This is a genomic window from Dyadobacter alkalitolerans DSM 23607, from assembly GCF_000428845.1.
Taxonomy (GTDB): Bacteria; Bacteroidota; Bacteroidia; order Cytophagales; family Spirosomataceae; genus Dyadobacter; species Dyadobacter alkalitolerans.
The window spans coordinates 22,933-45,448 of the sequence record NZ_AUAS01000014.1 but is presented as its reverse complement, the minus strand read 5'-3'; the positions used below and the strand labels follow the sequence as shown (position 1 = coordinate 45,448).

Sequence of the window (22,516 nt, the reverse complement as noted above, 5' to 3'; positions counted from 1 at the left end):
GCTCGATAAGCAACGCCTTCCTATATATCCTTATAAACTCTAATCCTATTCTTTACGACTTCCAGTGGCAATCATTGCGCAACGGAAACCTACCATTGCTGTTGCTGAATCCTGATCCATGTAGCGACGTGTTCCTGGGGATAACCAGTATGCAACGTCAGACCAGGAACCACCTTTGTAAACTCTCAAGTTATCGTTAACCAGGGAGTTGCTGTTTTTGTTATCGTAATTTTTAGCCTCATCCTGATATCCATCGCGACGGAAAGAGTTCAAATCATTTACATCGCTGTTTGAAAGCGGACGATAAACGTCATAAACCCATTCGCTTACGTTTCCAGCCATGTCGTAAAGACCATTGTCGTTGGCAGGATACGAGCGAATTTCTTGTGTAATGATCGCTCCGTCATTGGATTTACCTGCGATACCTGCATAGTCACCGGGACCACGTTTGAAGTTGGCAAGCATTGTTCCCTGCTTACGGCCACGTGGCTGACGCATTGTGGAACCGTCCCATGGATAAATACGCTGGTTGGATTGGTTTTCATCAGAATACTGTGTCCCGATCATCGCAATCGCAGCATATTCAAATTCTGCTTCTGTTGGAAGACGGTAAGGAGGCATTACATAACCACTTTCAATTCTAAGCTGTGGTGCCGGTGCATCCGTCGCTGCAACTGCCGCGTCTGCCGCTGCTGCATCTTTTTTCTTCTTGCCAAAAGAGAAGCCTTTTTTCTTCTTAGGACCCGCTGCTGCTTGTCCGGCTGTATTGTTAGCCTGACTCACTGCCGCCGTTCTCCAAGCACAATAATCATTTGCCTGAACCCACGACACACCCACAACCGGATACAAACGGAATCCCGGGTGACGCAAATACATGGTTACATATGAATCGTTGAATGATAATTCATTGTACCAAACGTTGGTATCAGGCAATGCTTTACTGTAAAATTCCTCAGATGAATCTCTTTGAACTGCGTTTAGATATTCAAGATAATGGACATTTGCCACCTCTGTCTGGTCCATGTAAAATGATTGGATACTGACAGTACGCTTTGGATTGTCCCGTCTTCCCATCACTTCCTCTTCCAAAGAACCCATTGTAAACCGGCCGCCTTCGATATAAACAAGGTCGGGGCCTGCTGGCAATGCTTTGTACTGTTTAACCTCGAACCCGTCTTTGCCATTGTAAGCCAAACCCGTTTTAGAGCTTGTTTTACCAGGTTTAAGACTGGTCGGTCGTTTCTTTTTACTACAGGCAGTAGCCGCTAATAACACAATCAGAATCAACGCGATCGACCGGATACCCATCTTATGCATGCAAATCATTGCTTTAAAGTGACTTAAGTGTTTGGTATTTTTATAGTATGCGAAATCGCAAATGTAAGAAATGAAAAGAAATTATTTTTAAAAATCAATTATTGGTCACATTTGTATTAATCAAATAACCCCTTTAATGTGACCCGGTCAGCGTGACCCGGTCATCTCCATCAGGACTTTCCGAGCTTGCTCAATGCTTTTAATGTCTTCACAAATAAGCATTAACTTGCCTTTCTGGTCTTTTAAAGCAATTTTTCTTGGGTGTTGTTTAATGTAATCAATCACCTGTCCGAACTTCGGAGACTGAAAGAATTCGTCGTTCTGCGAAGTAACGAAGTAGCCTTTCAATGTATTGCTTTTCAAAGTTAATTTTTCGAAGTGCAAAAGCTCTGCTTCCCAACGCAAACGAACGGTTTTCAACAGATCTTCCACTTCGCCAGGAACCGGGCCAAACCGGTCGAGGATCTCTTTCTCGAATTTGGCAAGCTCCTCTTCCGTCGAAATGTTATCGAGGCGGGTATATAACGACAATCTCTCTGAAATATTTTTGACATAATCATCAGGAATCAGTGTCGCAAAATCGGTTTCGATCTGGCAATCCGGAACCAACTTGGAAGGCAGGCCTAAGGCATTGGAGAACAGATCCTTAAACTCATTATTCTTCAATTCTGAAACGGCTTCATCCAGCATTTTGTGATAAAGCTCATAACCCAGATCATTCACAAAACCGCTCTGCTCCGCACCCAGCAAGTTTCCTGCTCCGCGAATATCCAAATCGCGCATAGCCACCTTGAAACCGTCTCCCAACTCAGAAAACTCTTCCAATGTCTGCAAACGCTTCCGCGAATCGCTTGCCAATGTGGAAACAGAAGGCGTTAGCAAATAGCAAAATGCCTTTCTATTGGAACGTCCCACACGTCCCCGCATCTGGTGCAGATCCGACAAACCGAACATATGCGCTGAATTGATAATGATCGTGTTAGCATTTGCAATGTCAATCCCGGACTCAATAATGTTGGTCGAAACAAGCACGTCATATTCACCTTCGATGAAATTGACCATTACTTTTTCGAGCTTATCACCGTCCATTTGCCCGTGCGCGATGCCTATGCGCACATCGGGAACGAGGCGTAAAACAATGTTAGCAATGGATTCAATGTCATTCACGCGATTATGGACGAAGAAAACCTGTCCGCCGCGCTGCACTTCAAAGCTGATCGCATCGCGGATAAATTCTTCACTGAATGTATGCACTTCCGTCGTAACCGGCTGACGGTTAGGAGGTGGCGTCGCGATAACAGAAAGGTCGCGAGCGCCCATAAGGGAGAAATGCAATGTTCTCGGGATTGGCGTTGCCGTTAGGGTCAGCACGTCCACATTCACACGCATTTCCTTTAATCTGTCTTTGGCTTTAACCCCAAATTTCTGTTCTTCATCAACAATTAGAAGTCCCAAATCCTTGAATTTCACATCCTTATTTAGAATGCGGTGCGTGCCTATCAATATGTCAATTTTGCCTTCTTCGGCTTCTTTTAATGTTTCCTTAATTTCCTTCGTCGATTTAAAACGATTGATATAACCCACTTTCGCAGGGAAATCGGCCAGACGCTCACTGAATGTCTTATAATGTTGCATCGCCAAAATGGTCGTAGGAACCAGAACGGCCACTTGCTTGCTGTCGCAAACCGACTTGAATGCCGCACGGATCGCAATTTCTGTTTTACCAAAACCCACATCCCCACAAACCAGCCGGTCCATCGGATGCGCTTTTTCCATATCCTCTTTTACATTGGCTGTCGCCGTGGCCTGGTCGGGCGTGTCCTCGTATAAAAAGGACGATTCCAATTCCGCTTGCATATAATTGTCTGGCGAGAACGGGAAACCCGGTGCCTGGCGACGTTTGGCATAAAGCGCTATGAGCTCGTGCGCAATGTCTTTGAGCTGCTTCTTAACCTTCGATTTTTTGGCTTCCCACTCGCCTGAGCCTAGCTTGCTCATGGCAGGCGGTGTGCCTTCCTTACCTGTATATTTTGCGATCTTGTGTAGGTTATGGACACTTACATAAAGGAGATCATTATCCCTGTAAATCAGCCGGATCGCTTCCTGTTCCTTGCCATTCACATCCTTACGCTCCATGCCGGCGAAGCGGCCGATTCCATAATCCACATGGGTTACAAAGTCGCCCGGATGCAGCGATTTGAGCTCCTTGAGCGTGATCGCTTTTGATTTGCTGAATTTTTCTTTGAGCCTGTATTTGTGAAAACGCGCAAAAATCTGGTGATCGGTGTAGCAAACCACCTTTAAGTTATCATCCACAAATCCTTCCCGCAGCGAAATGTGCATCGGGCGGAATTTTACAAATGGATCCAGGTCTTCAAAAATCCTTTCGAGCCGGTCGAGCTGCTTGGGCTGCTCAGCAACGATAATGTTGACATAGCCTTTCGATTGATTTTCCGAAAGGTCGTCGAGCAGTCTTTTGAAATCCTTATTAAATGAAGGCTGCGGTTTGGAAGAATAGGGAAGCTTGTTTTCTGTTTTGAAATAACCTTTTTTACCAAATTCAACGGTTTTGAACTTCTTAACCTGGTTCAGAAATCCCCTCCGCGTTTCGAAAAGGTCCTGTGGATTGGAAACGATCTGAATGCCGCCTCCGGTCACTTCATGCAAGGCTTTTTCTGCTTTCTCAAAACAACTTTCAATGATTTCCAATGTCAGCTCGGCATCCTTAAACCAGAGAACGGTCTCCGGCGCAAAGAAATTAAGGAACGATTCCCGCGTTTCCTGAGACAATTTCTGCTGAATGTCCGGAACAATGTTGATCTGCTTCGCACTCTCGATTGAAAGCTGTGTATCCGGGTCAAAAGAACGGATGCTTTCCACTTCATCGCCAAACAATTCAATACGGAACGGATGCTCATTAGCAAATGAAAACACATCCAAAATCCCTCCACGCACTGAAAACTGACCTGCTTCAAACACAAAATCCGTAATCTCGAAGCCATAACTAGTCAGAAACTCTGTCAAGAAAGACGGATCAAGCTTCTCGCCCACTTTCACCGAAAATGTGTTTGCTTTCAGCGACCGCTTATTGATCACTTTTTCAAATAATGCTTCCGGATAAGTGACTATTTGGGTGGGCAATGATTTGCTGCCGCTCAGCTTGTTCAGAATTTCGCCGCGCATGAGGACATTGGCATTATCCACTTCCTCGTAATGATAAGGGCGTTTATAGGAGGTCGGGTAGAACAAAACTTCCGTTTTGCCGATCAGATTCTGCAAGTCGTTCTGAAAATAAGCAGCCTCTTCCCTGTCGCTCAAAATGTAAACGGCCGGGCTTTTCTTTTTTTCTTGGATAGACGCGGCCACAACCGCATCCAGGCTCCCTACCAATCCTTTGATCTGTACATGCGCCGCTTCGGGATCTTTTGAGGCAATTTGCGTACTCAGGATATCGAGATAACTGTCTCCTTTGTAGAGTGTTAGTAAGTCTTTAACTTCCAATTATGTATCGTAAATAAAGCGGTGTTCGCTAAGTGAATGTAAATGCAAAAAGCCGTTTCAGGATTTTCCCTGACCGGCATTTTAAATAACAACGGTTTTATACAAAATGTTTGCCACAAAATGTTTGCCACAAACGGCTTATCTCAAATGTCTGCCAGTTTGCCTACCGTGCTATCTATCACAAAAATAGCTGGAAACGCACAACACGGCAAATTACAAAATTGTTAATCGCCCCGGAGCTGATATATTTAGCCGAATAATCATTGAAAGCACTGAAAATATGACCGATTGGCTCAATCAAACCATTTCTCTGGCGGGCATTGCCACCACCTGGCTTGAAATACTGGGCTTTATTACCGGGGCGATCTGTGTTTATTTAAATACGCAGCAGAATGTCTGGGGATGGTTTTTCGGGATCGTAAATGCAGTATTGTATGCGGTCGTTTTCTGGCAGGTCCGGCTCTATGCCGATACAGGTTTACAGGGTTATTACTTCCTGACGAGCATTTATGGCTGGTGGATATGGAAATTTGGAGGAAAAAATCACGACGGGATCAGTGTAACCCGCACGCCAATTCGGATGTACCCTGTTTTCGGCTTGATTTTCATCGCTATAACGGCTTCGTGGGGATTTTTATTAGGCAAATTTACAGATGCCAGCCTTACTTATGCCGATTCCGCATTGACTGTCGCCAGCCTGATCGGGCAATGGATGATGGCGCGTAAGTATCTGGAAAACTGGATCTTGTGGATTATTGCAGATGCCTGTTACGTGGTCATGTATTTTTACAAAGACCTGCATCTGACGGCCATATTATATGCTGTTTTTCTCGCGCTGGCAGTAGGCGGCTATGTACAATGGAAGCGTGACTTGGTTCAGCTCAAAACCCAGTAAGGAATTTCCTGCTCGTCAAGCAATGTGCGGATGCGTTCCGAATCGTGGAAAACGATCTGCAATTCCTTTTTCGGCGTTCCTTCTTCTTCCTCATCCATCCATTTCCAGTCCTCCGCCGTCGCATCCAGAATGTCGATCACCGAAAGCAGTTTCTCCTCCGATTTTTCCCTGGCAAGCCAATCAGCCGAATTTTCAATGTAAATGATCACTTTTTGCTCTTTGATCCATTCCAGATCATTCAGCATTTCGTCCAGCGCATCGAGATTTTTCCCGTCATATTCAGGGAAATGCATGGCTGTGGAAATTTCCTGGTAAAAATCTTTGAGTGAAGTAGCTTTGCTGCCATCGACTTGCGCGATGAATGCGCCCAGAAACAAGGTCCGGACATCCGATTGCTCCCTGGCGATCAGGAAGTGTGTGTTCTTCATATTTTTCGGCGGATTACAGAGCCGCAAGTTAGAAAAAATAAAGTTGCAACACCGTAAATCAGCTGTCAAAGTCGGAAAACCTCCGGGCAGGAAACCGTTTGCGGCGAATTGTCTGCATTAACCTCCATTAAATCGGCCATGTAATCCCACCACTTTTTCATGATTGGCAATGATGCCAAACCTGCGGTCTGATCATTGCTTCCCAATTTTTGGAATGCAAAAAGGGCTAATGTAATCTCGTCCAGAAAGATATAATATTCCTTAATGCCCGCGTCTTTAAGCAGTTGCGCCAGCTCGGGCCAGATCTCATCGTGGCGTTTTTTATATTCTACCTCATTACCCGGCTTCAATTGCATCCGGAATGCTGAAATTCTGTCCTGCTCCATTAAGGCGATTTTGGTTAAACCCTAAATCTGTTTAAGCCAGGTGCCAACACTTTTCTAATGCCGTGCTGACGGATTTTTTTAAAGGATCAAGGGATTCAGTGAAGAATTAAGGACTTCGCCAGCGGACTGGCCGCACATCCAGCGCTGCCGGTCGGCTTCCTGGTGTTTATTTTTAGGCTCCGTCACTTTTGCGCCATCGGCTACGAAAATAATGGTCATTACTTCACGCATTGTATCAGCCGATTTGTTTCCCGGAGCCGAATGCAACGTCCAGCCATAATGCCATGTGGCATCGCCCGCTTTCATGGTTTGCGCACGCGCAATTTTGAAACCCTTATCCTGAATAAATTTTTCAAGCATAGCCTCCGATTCGTCGGAAATGGGCACATTCTCAACAAAACCGGCCTGGTGAGACCCCGAAGCAAATGTAAGCATGCCCATATCGACGTCTATATCAATCAGCGGCATCCACATAGTAATGGTGTTGTTGGTATCGACAGGCCAGTAATATTGGTCCTGGTGCCAGGGGGTGAAGCCACCGCCAGGCTCCTTATAAAGAGCCTGGTCGTGGTAAATTCTGACGTTCACTACTCCCAAAAGATCCGCCGCAATTTTTCCAAAGCGTTTGGCCAATGCATAATTCTTCACGTTATTGTCCACTTCCCACAAATTTGTAATCTGTAAAAAAGCTTTTCCGTACGTGTCCCTGTCTTCCAGCTTCCGCTTTTCGGTGTTGAACTTCGTGGCAGCAGCGTTGATAATGTCCCTGTAATGAGACACTTCCACTTCATTCAGCACGCCAGGGATTAGCACATGACCATTTTCTCTAAATGCATGGATTTCTGTTTCAGAGATTGCCTTAAAATCAGCCAGATCGGGAGCAGTTCTGGTCGTCATAACTTTTTAAGAGTTTAGGAATAATCAATTTCAAATTTCGGCTCTTTTGTTGTTGGCGGTTAGGCTAATAATGGATATTTTGTGGCTAATATTATCTAGTTTTACCTCAACAAATCTACTACGATTAAAATAGTCAATGATAAAGGCCCTATTTGAGACAATTAATTCCGGATCGGATGCGTCGTTTCTGGTTAACTCATTCAATCTCGAAAAGTTTAACGTCCCCTATCATTTTCATCCCGAATTTGAACTTACATTGATCCTGAAAGGGAAAGGAAAACGCTACGTAGGCAAGCAAATGGCCGATTTTGACGCCGGAGATCTTGTATTATTGGGCTCGGATCTGCCGCATTCCTGGAAATCGGAAAGCATTTCAACGCCTGGCTTTCACGCCAAGTCTATCGTAGCGCAGTTTGACAAAAGTTTTCTGGGAACCGACTTCTTTGACAGACCAGAACTATCTAACATTCGCAACCTGCTAAAAATCAGCGCACACGGCATTCATTTCACAGGACAAACTGCCAAGGAAATAGGCGCCAGAATGAGCGTTTTGGCGCAGGAAGAAAATGCTTTGAAGAAAATGCTGCTGTTACTGGACATTCTCGAAGATCTGGCCGATTCCAAAGAATTCGTTCTGCTGGACCAGGACGGTGTTGTCGCCACTCAAATCAATAGTAATAAGGATCGCATTAATGCCGCGTTGGGCTACATTATTGATAATTTCCGAAATGATATTGTGCTGAATGAGGTGTCAGCGGTTGTGAATATGTCGCCCAATGCTTTTTGTAAATATTTCAAAAGGGTTACCAACAAAACTTTTCTGGACACAGTAATCGATTACCGCATCAATTTCGCCGTTCAGCAGTTGCTGTCAACAGACCGGCCGGTTTCCGAAATCTCCTTTGACAGCGGTTTCGGCGACGTCTCCCATTTTTATAAACTCTTCAAAAGGCGCATGAAAATGAGCCCGCTTAATTATAGAAAAAGCTTTCAGAAGGGGCTTTGAGTCGGTTATTTACACGAGCTCATTTGCAAAAAGCATCCTCAATGTGATAAATGTCAGACTTCCCGTCTGGCTGGATGAGGATGGAGATGACGTCGAAGCGGATGTCGAACATCCAATCTTTGTCGAAAATGTAATGTTCGGCTGCACGCATGATCAGGCGGGCTTTGGTCACGTTTACAAATTCTTCGGGCAAGCCGAAACCTGTGTTGCTGCGCGTTTTGACTTCGACGAAGATTAGCATCTTGTCTTTTGTAACAATGAGGTCGATTTCCGAATATCGGTTGCGATGGTTTTTCTCAACAATCTCAAAGCCTTTATTTGCCAAAAACGCCGCTGCCTGATCTTCACCCCAGTTTCCAAGGTCATTATGTGCTGCCATGAGAACAATTTACGTGTTAATGTGTGTTTGATATTAAACCACTTCCTACATTAAGACGTTGGAAAATAAATTGGTCACAAATTTTTTAAATGAATACCCTCATCAACAAGCACGTTCATTTCCAGGATCTGGGGCTGATTGATTATCAGGAGGCTTGGGATTATCAGGAGAAAATCTTTGCGGAGACGATCTCTGTGAAGACGGCGAACCGGAATCTCGGTACGGACGAGCAGCTTTTGACACCCAACTACTTGCTTTTTTGCCAGCATCCTCATGTTTATACGCTTGGGAAAAGTGGCAAAGCGGACCATTTGCTTTTGAACGAGGAGGCACTCGGGGAAAAACAGGCGAAATATTATAAGATCAATCGCGGCGGCGACATTACATATCACGGACCCGGCCAGATCGTTGGCTACCCGATTTTTGATCTGGATAATTTTTTCACCGACATTCACCTTTATATGAGAACATTAGAGGAAGCGATTATCCTCACATTAGCTGATTATGGGTTGAGTGCTGGTCGCATTCAGGGTCTCACAGGTGTTTGGTTTGATTTTGAAGAACAAAAAAATCCTAGGAAAATCTGCGCGTTAGGAGTGAAATCGAGCCGGTGGGTTACGATGCATGGTTTTGCTTTGAATGTAAATACGGATCTTTCTTATTTTAGGAACATTGTGCCTTGTGGCATTCAGGATAAGGCAGTTACTTCCATGGCAGCGGAGTTGGGCAGGGACTTGGATATGCAGGAAGTTTCAGATAAATTAAAAAATCATTTAGCAGGACTGTTCCAGATGGAGCTGTAAGTAAAGAATAATGAAAAAAGACATCATATTTCACCCCGTTCAGGGCATACAAGTTGCAATTGTAAGGAGTATCAGTGAAGCGCAGGAAGAGGAATGGAACGTGATCGTGATCAACCGGAATGCCGAGCCGATCACAAACGTTTTTGTTACGTCAAAAGGTTACGGCAGCGGCGAATCAGGCACAAATGCTGACCAGCGCACTTCTACATTAAGACATTTCTTCCCCGAGATAAAGGCAGGCGAACATGCTGTTGTTGAGCCTATTATGCCAGATGTTTTTCATCTTAACAATGAATTTTGGGTGAGCTATTTCATTGGAAATCAGATATACGATAAAAAGTTTATCTTCGTGCCCGACAGCATTATTGAAGATAACCTGATCCAGATCAGTCCGCTTGGTCTGGAGGGAGTAGTGCACGAGTAGCGGGAATTTTTTATACAAACACACATTATGACAGATGAATTTAGAAAGCGTGCCAAGAACTTCTTGTTACTTGACATTGAAACGGTCTCTGCATTTGCATCCTATGACCAACTCCCCGAACGGATGCAAAAGCTTTGGGACAAAAAAACCCTGAGTTTCAGGAAAGGCGACGAAACGCTGTCCAATGCGGAATATTTCTATGATCGCGGCGCGATTTACTCGGAATTCGGTAAGATTGTATGCATCGCTTTTGGTGCATTTTACTGGAATGATAACAATGAGATTTCGTTCAAAGTCAGCAGCTTTTCCGGAGACAATGAAGTAGATATTCTCCTTCAATTCAAAGCGTTAATAGAGAAATATCCAGCCGATCAATTGATTTTGTGCGCGCACAACGGCAAGGAATTCGACTTCCCCTTCCTATGCCGCCGAATGCTGATCCATTGTATTGAAATTCCAAAAGTTTTGCAAATTTCGGGTAAAAAACCGTGGGAAATCCTGCATCAGGACACAATGGACCTTTGGAAATTTGGCGATTATAAAAGTTACACTTCCCTGGACTTGCTTGCAGCCGTTTTCGATATTCCCGGCAGTAAAAATGAAATGAGCGGCGACCAGGTAACGCGGGTTTATTGGGAAGAAAAAGATCTGGCCAAAATTTGTCGATATTGCAGGGAAGATGTTGTCGTACTGGCACAGCTTTATCTGAGATTACACTGTTTCAAAACCGTCCCGCCGGAGAATATTATTCGTATAGAATGAGTGGACGGAGCCAGCAATCCGCTTTTACATATGTAAAAGCATTACATTAAGAATAAATGAGAGATAAAAAGATAAAAGATAAACAGGGCAATGATAAGAAAGAGGCCAAAGCGCCTCATCATATCGTTTCCTACATCGATAATTTGAAGGCTGATATTGCGGCTTTCTTCGATCTGAACAGCGACCAGACGTTCCGGCCGTTTGATATCCATGACCATTTTGGCGTTCAGGATAAGAAGGTTAGGACGCTTATCAATGAAATCATACATGAGCTGGAAGAATCCGGAAGGCTTGTGCATCAAAACGGCGGTTACACAGCCGGGCCGAATAAAGAAGTTAAAACAGGACTGACCGGCCGCGTTGACCGTGTTAACAAGTCGTTTGCATTTGTGATCATTGAGGGCCGTGAAGACGACATTTATATAGAATCCGAAATGCTGAACGGCGCCTGGGATGGCGACATTGTGACGGTTCAGCCACTGACAAAAAATAGTCGGAATTCAAGATCCGGCCGCAATGATTCGGGCAAAACCCGTGTGGAAGGACGCGTTGCGGAGATTGTGGAACGATCGGGCACCGATATTGTCGGGGTGATAGAAATTACGTCCCGCTATGCAGTTGTCCAACCGGATAACAAAAAGCTTTTTGACCCTATTTACATTGAACCGGAAGAGGTTAAGGACGCGGAGAATGGTGATAAGGTGATTGTAAAAGTTACCCAATGGCCTACGCGCAGAAGCCAGGCGGAGGGCGAGATCGTTGAAGTTCTTGGAAAAGCCGGGAACAATGATGTCGAAATGCATGCCATTCTTGCTGAGTTCGGACTTCCCTATCATTTTCCTGAAACAGTTGAAGCGGAAGCCCAGCGAATTCCGGATAAGATTTCAAAAAAGGACATTGCAAAACGGAAAGATATCCGTGATGTGCTGACGTTTACAATTGACCCGGTTGATGCGAAAGACTTCGACGATGCGCTTTCTGTGCGTTATCTGGATGAAGGCAATGTTGAGGTTGGCGTGCACATTGCGGACGTTTCGCACTATGTTTTGCCCGGAACCGAGTTGGAAAAAGAGGCTTACCGCCGTGCTACATCAGTTTATCTGGTAGACCGGACTGTTCCGATGCTTCCTGAAAAACTGTCCAATAATCTTTGTTCACTTCGCCCTAACGAGGATAAATTATCGTTCTCAGCGATTTTTGAACTAAGCCCGAAAGGAAAAGTGCTTAAAGAATGGTTTGGTAGAACGGTCATACATTCGGACAGGCGATTCTCCTATGAAGAAGCGCAAGCCGTTTTGGACTCGGGAGAGGGAGATTATCCGCGCGAGCTAAACACATTGAATACGCTGGGCAAAATTCTGAGGAAAGAGCGGTTCAAAAACGGCGCCATTAATTTTGAGACAACGGAAGTTCGTTTCAAGCTGGACGAGCAAGGAAAACCGCTGGGCATTTATACCAAAGAACGCCACGATTCCAACAAGCTGATCGAAGAATTCATGCTTCTTGCCAATAAACGCGTGGCGGAATATGTGTTTTCACTTTCAAAAGGCGAAAATAAAAATACAATGGTGTATCGGGTCCATGAAGCTCCGGATACAGACCGCTTGCAGACTTTTGCGAATTTTGTTGGCAAGCTGGGCTATAAACTGGAAGTGGAGGAGGAAAATAAAATTGCCAAATCCATGAACAGCATGCTCGCGAAAGTGGAAGGCAAACCGGAGCAAAACCTGATCGAGTCCCTTGCGGTGCGAACCATGGCAAAGGCAAGGTATAGTATTGATGATCTGGGCCATTTCGGATTGGCTTTTCAGCGCTATTCCCATTTTACGTCGCCCATTCGCCGTTACCCGGACGTGATGGCGCACAGGCTGTTGCAACATTATCTGGATGGTGGCAATTCTGTGCCTAGTGAAAGCTACGAAGAGGCGTCCAAGCATTCTTCTGAAAGAGAAAGGCTTGCCGCGGAGGCCGAAAGGGCTTCGATCAAATACAAGCAGGTTGAGTACATGAGTATGATGGACAAAGACCGCGAGTTTGACGGGATTATTACCGGCGTAACTGAATTCGGGATTTTCGTCGAAATAACGGAGACCGCTTCCGAAGGCCTGATCCGTATGACTGACCTTGGAGATGATTATTATGAGCTGGATAAGGAAAACTACCGGCTTCTGGGTCAGCGGACCAAGAAGATCTATACTTTCGGCGACAAGGTGAAAGTAAAGGTAAAAGATACGAACCTTGCCAGGAGAAGCATGGATCTCTATCTGGCGGGGACGATCCCCTCTCCTGCTAGAAATAACAATGGCTCGGGTGATCGGGACAGGCGGCCCAGGGAATCGCGTGAATCACGTGAATCGAAATCTTCGGGCCGGAGCGAACGCTCTTCAAAGTCATCGACCCGATCTTCTTCTTCGTCGGCAAAGCCTAAAAGTAAGAGAAGAGGAAGATAGTCAGGCTATTTGTTTGGTTGTTTTCAAAAGTTCATCAACGCGTTCAGACAATGCTAGTAAGCCTTTTTTGACTTCCATATCTAATGTTCCCGGAGCAAACTGATCTTTGTTCCGGGCCATTTCCTTCCAGAATTCGTTTTTTTCTTCGTCTGTTTGAAGTGTTGCAAATTTGCGGAATGCGGTTTGGAGCGGTTTTGGAATTAAGTTTTTGTTTTTCATATATCTAATAAAGATTTAAGTTCTTGCAGGCGATCAAGAATACTATCAATATGTGCTTCGAGTTCTGCTCCTTTTAGACTGGATAACTCACTTCCTAGTCCAACATAAAAATCAAGTAATTTTTTCAAATCAATGATCTCTTGTTCGAGATTTTTCTTTTCGATAGGCGACATTTCCTTTTTACTAGTGCGTGTTTGAATTCTCGTTCAATATAGACAAACGTTTTAAAGAATGGCAAACGGATTATCTGCCGGAAAATCGGAGCCGTTAAATTTTTCGGATGGATGTTAGATTGACTGGGTTGTAGACTTTGTGGTTAATACAAACTACAATCCCCGGCATGCTCAACACATTAAAATCCATAGCTTTTTTACTGATCCTGTCCCTGACCTCGCAAGCCCAAAAAGCCGCTGATAAGGAAGAATGGCAATCATTGTTCAATGGGAAAGACCTGACGGGCTGGGACATTAAGATTGCGGGGCATAAGGTAAATGATAATTACAAAAACACCTTCATTGTTGAGAACAACATGATCCGGGTGAACTATAAGGAATACGATAAGTTTACGACCGAATACGGGCATATGTATTACAACAAGCCCTTTTCTCATTATAAAATCCGGCTCCAATATCGCTTCACAGGCAATCAGGTGCCCGGCGGGGCTTCCTGGAATGTGAGAAACAGCGGCATAATGCTTCATTCGCAGTCTGCTGCGAGCTTGGGTCTGGACCAGGATTTCCCTATTTCTCTGGAAATGCAATATTTGGGCGGGTTAAATGCAGGTGAACGCACAACGGGCAACCTTTGTACACCCGGAACCATTGTGGAGATCAATGGCAAAGTGGATGAGGCGCATTGCATCAATTCCAGCTCAAAAACTTACAATGGAGACCAGTGGGTAACTGCCGAGGCGATTGTATTGGGCGACTCGATCGTTTACCATATGATCGAAGGCGACACCGTCCTGGTCTTTACAAATCCAAAAATTGGTGGTGGTTATGTCGGTAAAAATCATACATTTAAAGATGGGAAAGTAGGCAGCGAAGCGGAATGGGTGCGCAAAGACAATACGCCGCTTGGAAGCGGTTACATCGCACTTCAGGCCGAAAGCCATCCCATTGATTTCAGGAACATTCAATTGCTCAATTTAAAGGGTTGTATGGATCCGAAAGCGTCTAACTATAAGTCTTATTATCAATACGCGGACAACAGCACTTGTACGTTTAATAAGTAGTAGCCAGCGGTGACGCATTTGCTCCGTCACGCCAAGTAGTTTTGATTATATTTGGTAACATCATTTTCTTTAACCCATTACAACATGAGCATTGTTCAGCGCGTCATTCGCAAGGCCGAATCTCTTAAAGACCATTATTTCCCTTTAAAAGAATTTGACTCTTCTACGCTCCCCTGGATTGACAAGCCTGGTGCCAACATTGCCGACTTTCTGGCAAAACATCCACCTCGTTACAAAGTGCCTTATAACATGGCAGAAAAGCTCGAAGACTGGGAACAGAAAGGTTACGCCATTCTCGAGAATGTCATCCCGGAAGAAATGATCGATAAATTCTGGGGCGATTTCCAGGAGCTGGTACAGAATCCTGACAAATATGATCTCTCTGTCCGCATAGATCTGGATGAGTTTAAACCAAATCAGGAACGGAACATTAAGGAATTCCCAAAAGAAGCTTTGCTGGGTAAATATGTGAAGATCAATGATTTCCACAACTCTTCGGTGGCAGGGAAAAAGCTGATGACACATCCTTCCATCGTGTCATTTCTGGAAGCGATTTTTAATCAAAAAGTGGTGGTCATGCAAAGCCTCGTCTTTATGTATGGAAGCCAGCAGCCTACACATCAGGATTTTCCGTGGGTAACAGCTAAAATCCCAAGCCATCTGGCAGCCGCGTGGATCGCTTTGGAAGACATTAAAATCGATTCAGGCCCGCTTTATTACTACATTGGCTCACATAAAATGCCGAAATTTGACTTCGGAAGCGGTATTTTGTTCAAAAAAGATTCAACCAAATCACCGCTCGAATTTGCTCAGTATCTCGACAAAACCTGTGCAGAGCATCAGTATCCGAAGGAAACATTGCTCATTAAAAAAGGTGATGTGCTGATCTGGCACGCAGCGCTCGCGCACGGAGGTTCAATGATCACCAACCCGGAACAAACCAGAAAATCGTTCGTTTGCCATTATTCAACTGAACAGGCATTGCCTTACCACAGAAATTTTGTGACGCAGGAGCCTGTTAAGCAGGAGTTCAATGGCGTTTACATCTATAACAACCCTGTTTTCCCCCAATCCGAGGATGTATTGAAATAATTAATAACCAATTCATTTTTGGTTTTTTATATTTTTGCAAAAAATGGACGTTTATACTGGACACAGCATCGTCCATTTTTTGTTTTATATCATTTGCCAATCTTTTTGAATGAAAAACACAACACTCCGGTTAGTCTTGATTATAGGTTTGCTCGCCGGGGTAAACTGGTTGGCCTCACAATTTTTCTTTCGGTGGGACCTTACGGAGGATAAGCGTTACAGCATTTCGCAGGCGACAAAACAGCTTTTAAGTGATCTGGACAAAGATATTATTGTCAATGTTTACCTAAATGGCGATTTGCCCGCTGGTTTTGAAAGGCTGGAAAGTGCGACGCGGGAAACATTAGAAGAATTTAAAACCTACGCAAACGGCCATCTGATCATCAATTATTCGGATCCATCCGAGGCATCAAGTGAAGAGCAAAGGCAAAAGCAATATTTGAATCTTGTAGACCGGGGATTAACCCCAACCAATGTCTTTGCAAACGAAGACGGCAAACGAACGGAAAAGATCATTTTTCCGGGAGTAATTGTTCAGGCGGATACGATGTCTGTCCCGGTGCAGCTCCTGAAAGGAAACAGATCCAGCTCTCCGGAAGAGCAGCTTAACCAGTCATATGAGGGTGTAGAATTCGAAATTGCATCCGCTATCCGGCTTTTAGGCAGTCAGGAGCATAAAAAAGTCGGGCTGGTGGTAAGTCATACCAAAATCTCACCTGCCCGATTGAGCGACCTGATAGCGACCATTCAGCAGAGCTACGATGTATTTCTGGACATGAACAATCCCGAATCCTATGAGGGACTCGATGCATTGCTTGTGCTGAAACCCGACAGCGCATTTTCGGATGATGAAAAATTTAAGCTTGACCAATACATTATGGGAGGCGGGAAGGCGCTTTTCTTTGTTGATGGGGCGCGTGTCGACAGCGTTAGTCTGGATGGGAATTATGCGCAGCCACAGGGTCTTAATCTGAATGACCTGTTCTTCAGATGGGGCGCTCGTGTTAATACCAATCTTGTGAAAGACTTAAATTGTGCCGAAATTCTGCTGAATGTCGGCAATATGGGCGACAAGCCGGAGATACGGCCGATGCCCTGGCGCTTTTTTCCCTTGCTGAATAACTTTGGCACACATACGATCACGAGGAACCTCAATGCAGTTTACACACGATTTTTGAGCTCGATTGACACGGTTGGCGGCGCTCCTGAAATCAATAAAACACCATTACTAATGACTTCCGGCTACACGCAGGTCGTCAATGCACCCGCATTGGTCGGTTACAACGAAGCGCGTAAGGATCCGGATCCGGCGACTTATAATAATGGGGCAAAATTGGCGGGTGTCCTTTTGGAAGGGTCATTCACTTCTATTTTTGCCAACAGGATTTTACCCGGCGATCCACGCGCTGCAAAATTCAAATCAAAGGGAAGTCCGGCGAAAGTGATCATTTGTTCTGACGGCGACCTGATTGTTAATGATTATGATTATAAAAGGAATGCACCGCTTCCGCTCGGTTACGACCGCGTGACGAAACAGACGTTCGGAAACAAGGACTTCGTGATGCACGCGCTTGATTACATGACGGACGCAAACGGACTGATCAAAGCACGTAATAAACAGATAGACATTCGGGCATTGGACAAAATCCAGATCCAGGAAAATAAGAAATTCTGGCAGGCACTCAATTTACTCTTGCCCATCGCGCTGATCGGGATTTTTGGGGCGTTGCGCTACTATCTTCGTATGCGAAAATTCACCTGATAAGGGCTGCTTCGTCGGTAATTTTTTATACTTTTGTTCACTACAAGACAGATTTTTTCAAACCTGTCATTCTATAAATTTATCATCTAAACACTTACGTCACGAATTATGAAGTTTGTCGTTTCGTCATCAGTTCTACTCAAACAGCTGTCTGCTATAAACGGTGTCGTTTCAACGAACCCAATTGTGCCTATTCTTGAGAACTTCCTTTTATCATTGGAAGGCAATACATTAACCGTGACGGCTTCTGACCTGCAAACGGTGATGATCACTGAAATCGAGGTTGAATCTTCTGAAAAAGGAGCCATTGCGATCCCTGCAAAATTATTGCTTGATACGCTTCGCGGACTGCCTGAGCAGCCTATCACATTGCAGGTGAATAGTGAGACATTCGGAACAGAGATCATCTCTGACAATGGTCGCTACAAGCTCTCAGGCGAAAATCCAATCGATTTCCCTAAGACACCGGCTGTTAATCGCGGCCAATCCGTTGATTTTTCTTCATCCGCATTGGGTGCGGCTATAGCGAATACATTGTTCGCCACCAGCACAGACGATCTTCGGCCTGCTATGACCGGGGTTTTCGTTCAAATGGGGACAGAAAACGCAACATTCGTGGCGACGGACGGTCACCGCCTGGTAAGATATCGCCGGACGGATATTAAGTCTGATGTGGATACATCGATGATCATTCAGCGGAAAGCATTGAACTTGCTGAAATCTTGCTTGCCTTCCGAAGACCTGCCGGTTAAGGCTGAATTTACTTCCAGCAATGCCTTCTTCAGCTTTGAAAACATCCGCATGATATGCCGCCTGATTGACGAGCGTTTCCCGGATTACGAAAATGCAATTCCGACCAACAACCAAAATACGCTGACCATTAACAGGATGGAAATCCTTAGTTCGCTGAGACGTATTTCCATCTATTCAAACAGAACAACACATCAGGTTCGTTTGAAAATGTCATTGAATGACCTCGTCATTTCCGCTGAGGACCTTGACTATTCCAATGAAGCTAATGAGCGCTTGATGTGTGAATACAATGGCGACGATATGGAGATCGGCTTCAATGCCAAGTTCCTCATCGAGGTGTTAGGAAACCTTTCCAGCAAGACAATTACATTCGAATTATCTGCTCCGAATCGCGCCGGTTTGATCATTCCAGTGGATCAGGAGGAGAACGAAGATATCTTAATGCTGGTGATGCCAGTAATGTTAAACACTTACGTTTAGCAAATTACCCCAACCCCTTAAAGGGGCTTACAGATGTCCAAGCGAAACCGAAAAGCCCCTTTAGGGATTTAGGGTTTTACCCGTTCAAGAAAATCCAGCTGCGCTCAGCTGGATTTTCTTGCTTTATCTCGTTACGAATCAATCAATTAACTTATTTTAACATACTATTACGAAAAAAATCGTAGTTAGGGCTTGCATGTACGATTTTTTTCGTAGACATTTGATACGAAGATTATCGTATAACATTTCTGCCATGTACATCAAGCCAACCGATTCCGAATTAGAAATTTTAAATTACCTCTGGCAAGCAGGCCCGAGCACCGTGCGTGCCGTTCATGATGCCTTATCTGTAACCAAAGATGTGGGTTACACAACCACATTAAAGCTTATGCAGATTATGCATGACAAAGGACTTTTGTATCGCACCGAACAGGGTCGCTCACACATTTATGTTGCGTTGCTAGGGAAAGAGGAAACGCAGCAAAACTTGCTGGGCAAATTGGTGGAAACTGCATTTCAGGGATCAGCCGCGCAGATGGTAATGCAGGCACTGGGGAACCATTCAACCTCCAAAGAAGAATTAGATGAAATACGTGCGTTATTAAACAATCTTGAAAACAATCGTTAGCCATGAAAATAATCCAAAACCTTCTTTCTGACCAAGCCGTCACTTCCTTCGGATGGACTTTGATTCATTCCCTCTGGCAAGGCACATTAATCGCTGTTATCGCCGTTGCTGGCTTTTACCTGCTTCGCCGCAAATCTGCCAACCTAAAATACGTTATTGGCGTCGGATTTTTGGCCGCTCAGGTTTTCGTATCCGGACTCACATTCATTTATTATTATTTTAAAGCAACCTCAGCGGCAATAGTTGGCGCAGGCGTGGGCGCTAAATCCAATGAAATGATCCATTTGGCCAGTTCCACCATGAACCGTGCGATGGATACACAACTTCCACTTTCGTTTAAGATTCAGTTTTGGCTATCGGCCCATTTGAACGAACTGGTTGTATGCTGGCTCATCGGCGCTGCTTTTCTGCTATTGCGTTTTGCAGGTGGATGGATTTTTACGGAAAGATTGCGCACGAAAGCCAACATTGTTATGGACAAAGAATGGCGCGCTAGATTTGGCGTGATGATTGCGAAAATGAATATTACCCAATCGGTAGAATTCCGGGAGTCAGCCAAAGTCGTAACGCCTATGGTCATTGGAGCCCTTAGCCCGGTCGTGTTGATTCCCATTGGTTTGCTTTCCGGATTTTCTACTTCGCAAGTGGAGGCAATTTTGGCACACGAACTAGCGCATATCCGTCGCAATGATTATCTGATCAATATGCTGCAATCCTTTGTGGAAGTCGTTTTCTTTTTCCATCCTGCCATCTGGTGGCTGTCGGACCGCATCCGCGCGGAACGTGAACATTGCTGTGACGACATTGCACTGAGCGTTTGCGGGGACAAAATGTCACTGGCGCACGCATTGGTGAAAGTAGCCGAATGGCAGCAAACGCCCGGTTTTGCGATGGCCTTTGCTTCTAAAAAACCATTGCTTCTACAACGGGTTCAGCGTGTTTTGGGCATAAGCCCTAAGCCTGCCAGAACACTTAGTAACCTCCCGATCATGTTTTTTGCATTGAGTTTGGCAATCGGTGTTTCCGTTTATGCTGTTGCCCAAAAAAGTGACAAGCAAAAGGAGGCAAAAAAGATCACAAAACCGGTCACCAAAAAGCACAGGCAGCACACTTATAAAGTTAAGGAGGGTAATGTATACCAAATTGCTGCTAACGAACCGATTGACATTCACATAGATGATGTTGCGGAAATAAGCATCCCAGACTTTGACATCCCTTCAATTGAAATTCCCGAGTTTGAAATTCCTGAGATCGATTTCTCCGATATGGCTGACGCTCCCTTCATGAACGACTCGACGCAGAAGAAAATGAACGAGATCCACCGCAAGCTGCAAGCATTGCAGGCAGAAATGGAGCCATATAATCAGCGCATTGAGGAGCTTAATCTTGAAATGGAAAAATACCGGTTTGAGGTGGAGCGTGTGGAAAGGAATATGGAGAAGCTCGATTGGAAAAAAGAGGGCGCTATGGAGCTGCGCGAAGATCTGATGGAAAAAAGATCCTCGCTTCTCGAAAAATCCCGATCCAATGATGCCAAGATTAACGAACAGGAACTGGAAAAGCAACTGGCTGATTTCGAACAACAGATCAAAGCACAGGAGCAAACGATTTCCGAGCTGAATGCCCAAATCGCTTCTACGAGAAAAGAAACATTAAAAGCAGAAGAGCCGATCCGAAATCTGGAAAAAGAAATGGAAGACCTTCGTGAAAAGATGGAATCGATCGGTGAGAAAATGGGCGTTGAATCACTTGGACTTGCGCGCTTCGAAGCCAGATCCATCCCAAGAGCCAGGGTTGCACGTGTTCCTCGACCAGCAAAGGCTACTTCTATCCGGAGCGGCCAAGCGCCACCCCCACCGCCCGCTCCTGCAAGGGCAAAAGCACCAAAAGCTCCTGCTCCGCCTGCGGCACCAGCAGCACCAGCGGAAAAATAATTAGACAGAATGCAAAAAAGCCGGTTACAGCAATGTATAACCGGCTTTTTTGGAATATCTCAATTTTACTCTACCTCAATAATCACGTCGTCACTCATGGGATGACTTACGCAAGTGAGTATAAATCCTTCATTCAATTCGGCCTCTGAAAGTGCGTCCTCTTCGTCCAAATGCACCTTTCCGGAAGTACATCTGCCCAAGCAAGCCGTGCACATGCCCGCCTGACACGAGTAAGGCAGGTCAATGTCCATATTCAATGCTGCTTCGAGCACTGTTTCGTGCGGTTTTACAGGCAATTTGTATTCCGCGCCTTCATAGAATAATGTGATTTCGCGCGTTTTTAAGATATCGTCTTCTTCCTCCAAAGTCACTTCGCCGGGTTGTGCGGCAGTGGCGGTCAAGAAGCTTTCTTTCCTGATTTTGTTTTCCGGAACAGCCAAAATCGCCAATGCCCGATGTGCTTCCTCCATCATATCTTCCGGCCCGCAAAGAAAGAATTCGGCCTCGGCCTTATTCAATGCAGGCAGCTTTTCAACGATTTTGAGCAAATGACTTTTATTCAAACGCCCCTTCTCCCCTTCCCAACTTTCCGACGGCTGACTTAAAGTATGCACCACTTTCAAGCGCTCGCCATATTTAGCCTGTAATGCATCGAGCTTATTTTTAAAAATAATGCTTTCCTCATTCCGGCTGCCGTAAATCAGGAAAACTTCACTTTCCGGCTCGACCATCAACACAGATTTCAAAATAGAAAACAATGGTGTCACGCCGCTTCCGGCTCCTATAAACACAACCTGCCGCGTTTGGTCATCACTTTGCTTGGGAAAAAATGCGCCCATCGGTTCCATCACTTCCAATGTATCGCCGACTTTAATCGTATCCAAAAGCAGATTAGAAGCATACCCCCCCGGAACCCTTTTGATCGTGATCGCCAGGGAAACATCCGTATAAGGCGAACTCGACATGGAATAGGAACGCCTGATTTTCTTATCATCAACCGGCAAAAGTAATGTCAAAAACTGCCCCGGTCTGTAAGCCACCACTTCATTCAGCGGATGCCAGAAATGCAGTGTCGAAGCCTCATCCGTCTCCTTTTCTATTTCTTTAACCTTCAAAAAATAATACTTACTCATTATTCAAATGTTGCGATGAACGGCCGATTCCCT

General features: G+C 45.0%; 22 protein-coding genes. 13 read left to right on the top strand and 9 right to left on the bottom strand.

What is annotated here, in order from left to right; genetic code table 11:
• Positions 1–45 precede the first annotated feature (45 nt).
• The gene (locus G395_RS0121285) at positions 46–1,317 is read right to left on the bottom strand and encodes an SUMF1/EgtB/PvdO family nonheme iron enzyme (RefSeq protein ID WP_026631927.1); all 1,272 of its coding nucleotides are present in this window, start codon (positions 1,315–1,317) and stop codon (positions 46–48) included.
• A 147-nt stretch (positions 1,318–1,464) separates the two neighbouring features.
• Positions 1,465–4,818 carry a transcription-repair coupling factor gene (gene mfd / locus G395_RS0121280; protein ID WP_026631926.1) on the bottom strand — a complete coding sequence of 1,118 codons (3,354 nt, stop codon included), beginning with the start codon at positions 4,816–4,818 and terminating at the stop codon, positions 1,465–1,467.
• A gap of 42 nt (positions 4,819–4,860) precedes the next feature.
• Here mfd and G395_RS32195 point away from each other — a divergent pair, with 42 nt between their 5' ends.
• Together G395_RS32195 and pnuC are read left to right on the top strand one after the other, a co-directional pair.
• A complete protein-coding gene (locus G395_RS32195) occupies positions 4,861–5,046 on the top strand; it encodes a hypothetical protein (RefSeq protein WP_157486767.1) in 186 nt (61 codons plus the stop codon).
• A 52-nt stretch (positions 5,047–5,098) separates the two neighbouring features.
• Complete coding sequence (pnuC, locus tag G395_RS0121275; RefSeq protein WP_026631925.1) at positions 5,099–5,713, top strand: nicotinamide riboside transporter PnuC; 615 nt, start codon at positions 5,099–5,101, stop codon at positions 5,711–5,713.
• On the opposite strand, the gene G395_RS0121270 is transcribed toward pnuC, so the two are convergent.
• From G395_RS0121270 to G395_RS0121260, 3 genes are all read right to left on the bottom strand, one after another.
• Positions 5,695–6,141 (bottom strand): barstar family protein, encoded by a 447-nt coding sequence (locus G395_RS0121270; protein ID WP_026631924.1) that lies wholly within the window; start codon positions 6,139–6,141, stop codon positions 5,695–5,697. The two genes, pnuC and G395_RS0121270, sit on opposite strands and share 19 nt — an antisense overlap.
• Positions 6,142–6,206: 65 nt before the next feature.
• A complete protein-coding gene (gene rhaM / locus G395_RS0121265; protein WP_026631923.1) occupies positions 6,207–6,527 on the bottom strand; it encodes an L-rhamnose mutarotase in 321 nt (106 codons plus the stop codon).
• A 78-nt stretch (positions 6,528–6,605) separates the two neighbouring features.
• Positions 6,606–7,424 (bottom strand): phytanoyl-CoA dioxygenase family protein, encoded by an 819-nt coding sequence (locus G395_RS0121260; RefSeq protein ID WP_026631922.1) that lies wholly within the window; start codon positions 7,422–7,424, stop codon positions 6,606–6,608.
• A gap of 136 nt (positions 7,425–7,560) precedes the next feature.
• Here G395_RS0121260 and G395_RS0121255 point away from each other — a divergent pair, with 136 nt between their 5' ends.
• Positions 7,561–8,430, top strand: a complete 870-nt coding sequence (locus G395_RS0121255; RefSeq protein WP_051350289.1) for an AraC family transcriptional regulator — start codon at positions 7,561–7,563, stop codon at positions 8,428–8,430.
• A 19-nt stretch (positions 8,431–8,449) separates the two neighbouring features.
• Here G395_RS0121255 and G395_RS0121250 read toward each other — a convergent pair whose 3' ends face one another.
• Positions 8,450–8,809, bottom strand: a complete 360-nt coding sequence (locus tag G395_RS0121250) for a YraN family protein (RefSeq protein ID WP_026631920.1) — start codon at positions 8,807–8,809, stop codon at positions 8,450–8,452.
• Between the two features lie 89 nt (positions 8,810–8,898).
• On the opposite strand from G395_RS0121250, the gene lipB reads away from it, so the two are divergent.
• The 4 genes from lipB to rnr are packed head-to-tail and all read left to right on the top strand — an operon-like array spanning position 8,899 to position 13,248.
• A complete protein-coding gene (gene lipB / locus G395_RS0121245) occupies positions 8,899–9,612 on the top strand; it encodes a lipoyl(octanoyl) transferase LipB (RefSeq protein WP_026631919.1) in 714 nt (237 codons plus the stop codon).
• 10 nt (positions 9,613–9,622) lie between these two features.
• Positions 9,623–10,036: a hypothetical protein gene (locus G395_RS0121240; protein WP_026631918.1), complete on the top strand. Its 414-nt coding sequence runs from the start codon at positions 9,623–9,625 to the stop codon at positions 10,034–10,036.
• Between the two features lie 27 nt (positions 10,037–10,063).
• A complete protein-coding gene (locus tag G395_RS0121235; RefSeq protein WP_026631917.1) occupies positions 10,064–10,798 on the top strand; it encodes a 3'-5' exonuclease in 735 nt (244 codons plus the stop codon).
• A 56-nt stretch (positions 10,799–10,854) separates the two neighbouring features.
• Complete coding sequence (rnr, locus tag G395_RS0121230) at positions 10,855–13,248, top strand: ribonuclease R (protein ID WP_026631916.1); 2,394 nt, start codon at positions 10,855–10,857, stop codon at positions 13,246–13,248.
• Here rnr and G395_RS0121225 read toward each other — a convergent pair whose 3' ends face one another.
• The gene (locus G395_RS0121225; RefSeq protein WP_026631915.1) at positions 13,249–13,467 is read right to left on the bottom strand and encodes a hypothetical protein; all 219 of its coding nucleotides are present in this window, start codon (positions 13,465–13,467) and stop codon (positions 13,249–13,251) included.
• Positions 13,464–13,640 (bottom strand): hypothetical protein, encoded by a 177-nt coding sequence (locus G395_RS32190; protein WP_157486766.1) that lies wholly within the window; start codon positions 13,638–13,640, stop codon positions 13,464–13,466. The genes G395_RS0121225 and G395_RS32190 overlap by 4 nt, the downstream gene beginning before the upstream one ends.
• 167 nt (positions 13,641–13,807) lie before the next feature.
• Between G395_RS32190 and G395_RS0121215 the strand changes: the two genes are divergently transcribed.
• The 6 genes from G395_RS0121215 to G395_RS31230 all read left to right on the top strand — a co-directional run bounded on the left by G395_RS0121215 (position 13,808) and on the right by G395_RS31230 (position 21,350).
• Complete coding sequence (locus tag G395_RS0121215) at positions 13,808–14,701, top strand: 3-keto-disaccharide hydrolase (RefSeq protein ID WP_026631914.1); 894 nt, start codon at positions 13,808–13,810, stop codon at positions 14,699–14,701.
• 84 nt (positions 14,702–14,785) lie between these two features.
• On the top strand, positions 14,786–15,793 hold the full coding sequence (locus G395_RS29920; RefSeq protein WP_051350288.1) for a phytanoyl-CoA dioxygenase family protein: 1,008 nt from the start codon (positions 14,786–14,788) through the stop codon (positions 15,791–15,793).
• Between the two features lie 109 nt (positions 15,794–15,902).
• Positions 15,903–17,555, top strand: coding sequence for a gliding motility-associated ABC transporter substrate-binding protein GldG (gldG, locus tag G395_RS0121205; RefSeq protein ID WP_026631913.1), 1,653 nt, complete (start codon positions 15,903–15,905; stop codon positions 17,553–17,555).
• A 108-nt stretch (positions 17,556–17,663) separates the two neighbouring features.
• On the top strand, positions 17,664–18,788 hold the full coding sequence (gene dnaN / locus G395_RS0121200; protein ID WP_026631912.1) for a DNA polymerase III subunit beta: 1,125 nt from the start codon (positions 17,664–17,666) through the stop codon (positions 18,786–18,788).
• A gap of 253 nt (positions 18,789–19,041) precedes the next feature.
• Positions 19,042–19,416, top strand: a complete 375-nt coding sequence (locus G395_RS0121195; RefSeq protein ID WP_026631911.1) for a BlaI/MecI/CopY family transcriptional regulator — start codon at positions 19,042–19,044, stop codon at positions 19,414–19,416.
• 2 nt (positions 19,417–19,418) lie between these two features.
• Entirely contained in the window at positions 19,419–21,350 is a 1,932-nt protein-coding gene (locus G395_RS31230; RefSeq protein WP_026631910.1) for a M56 family metallopeptidase, read from the top strand.
• A 65-nt stretch (positions 21,351–21,415) separates the two neighbouring features.
• Here the strand turns inward: G395_RS31230 and G395_RS0121185 are convergent, their stop codons facing one another.
• Complete coding sequence (locus G395_RS0121185; protein WP_026631909.1) at positions 21,416–22,483, bottom strand: ferredoxin--NADP reductase; 1,068 nt, start codon at positions 22,481–22,483, stop codon at positions 21,416–21,418.
• Positions 22,484–22,516: the final 33 nt, after the last annotated feature.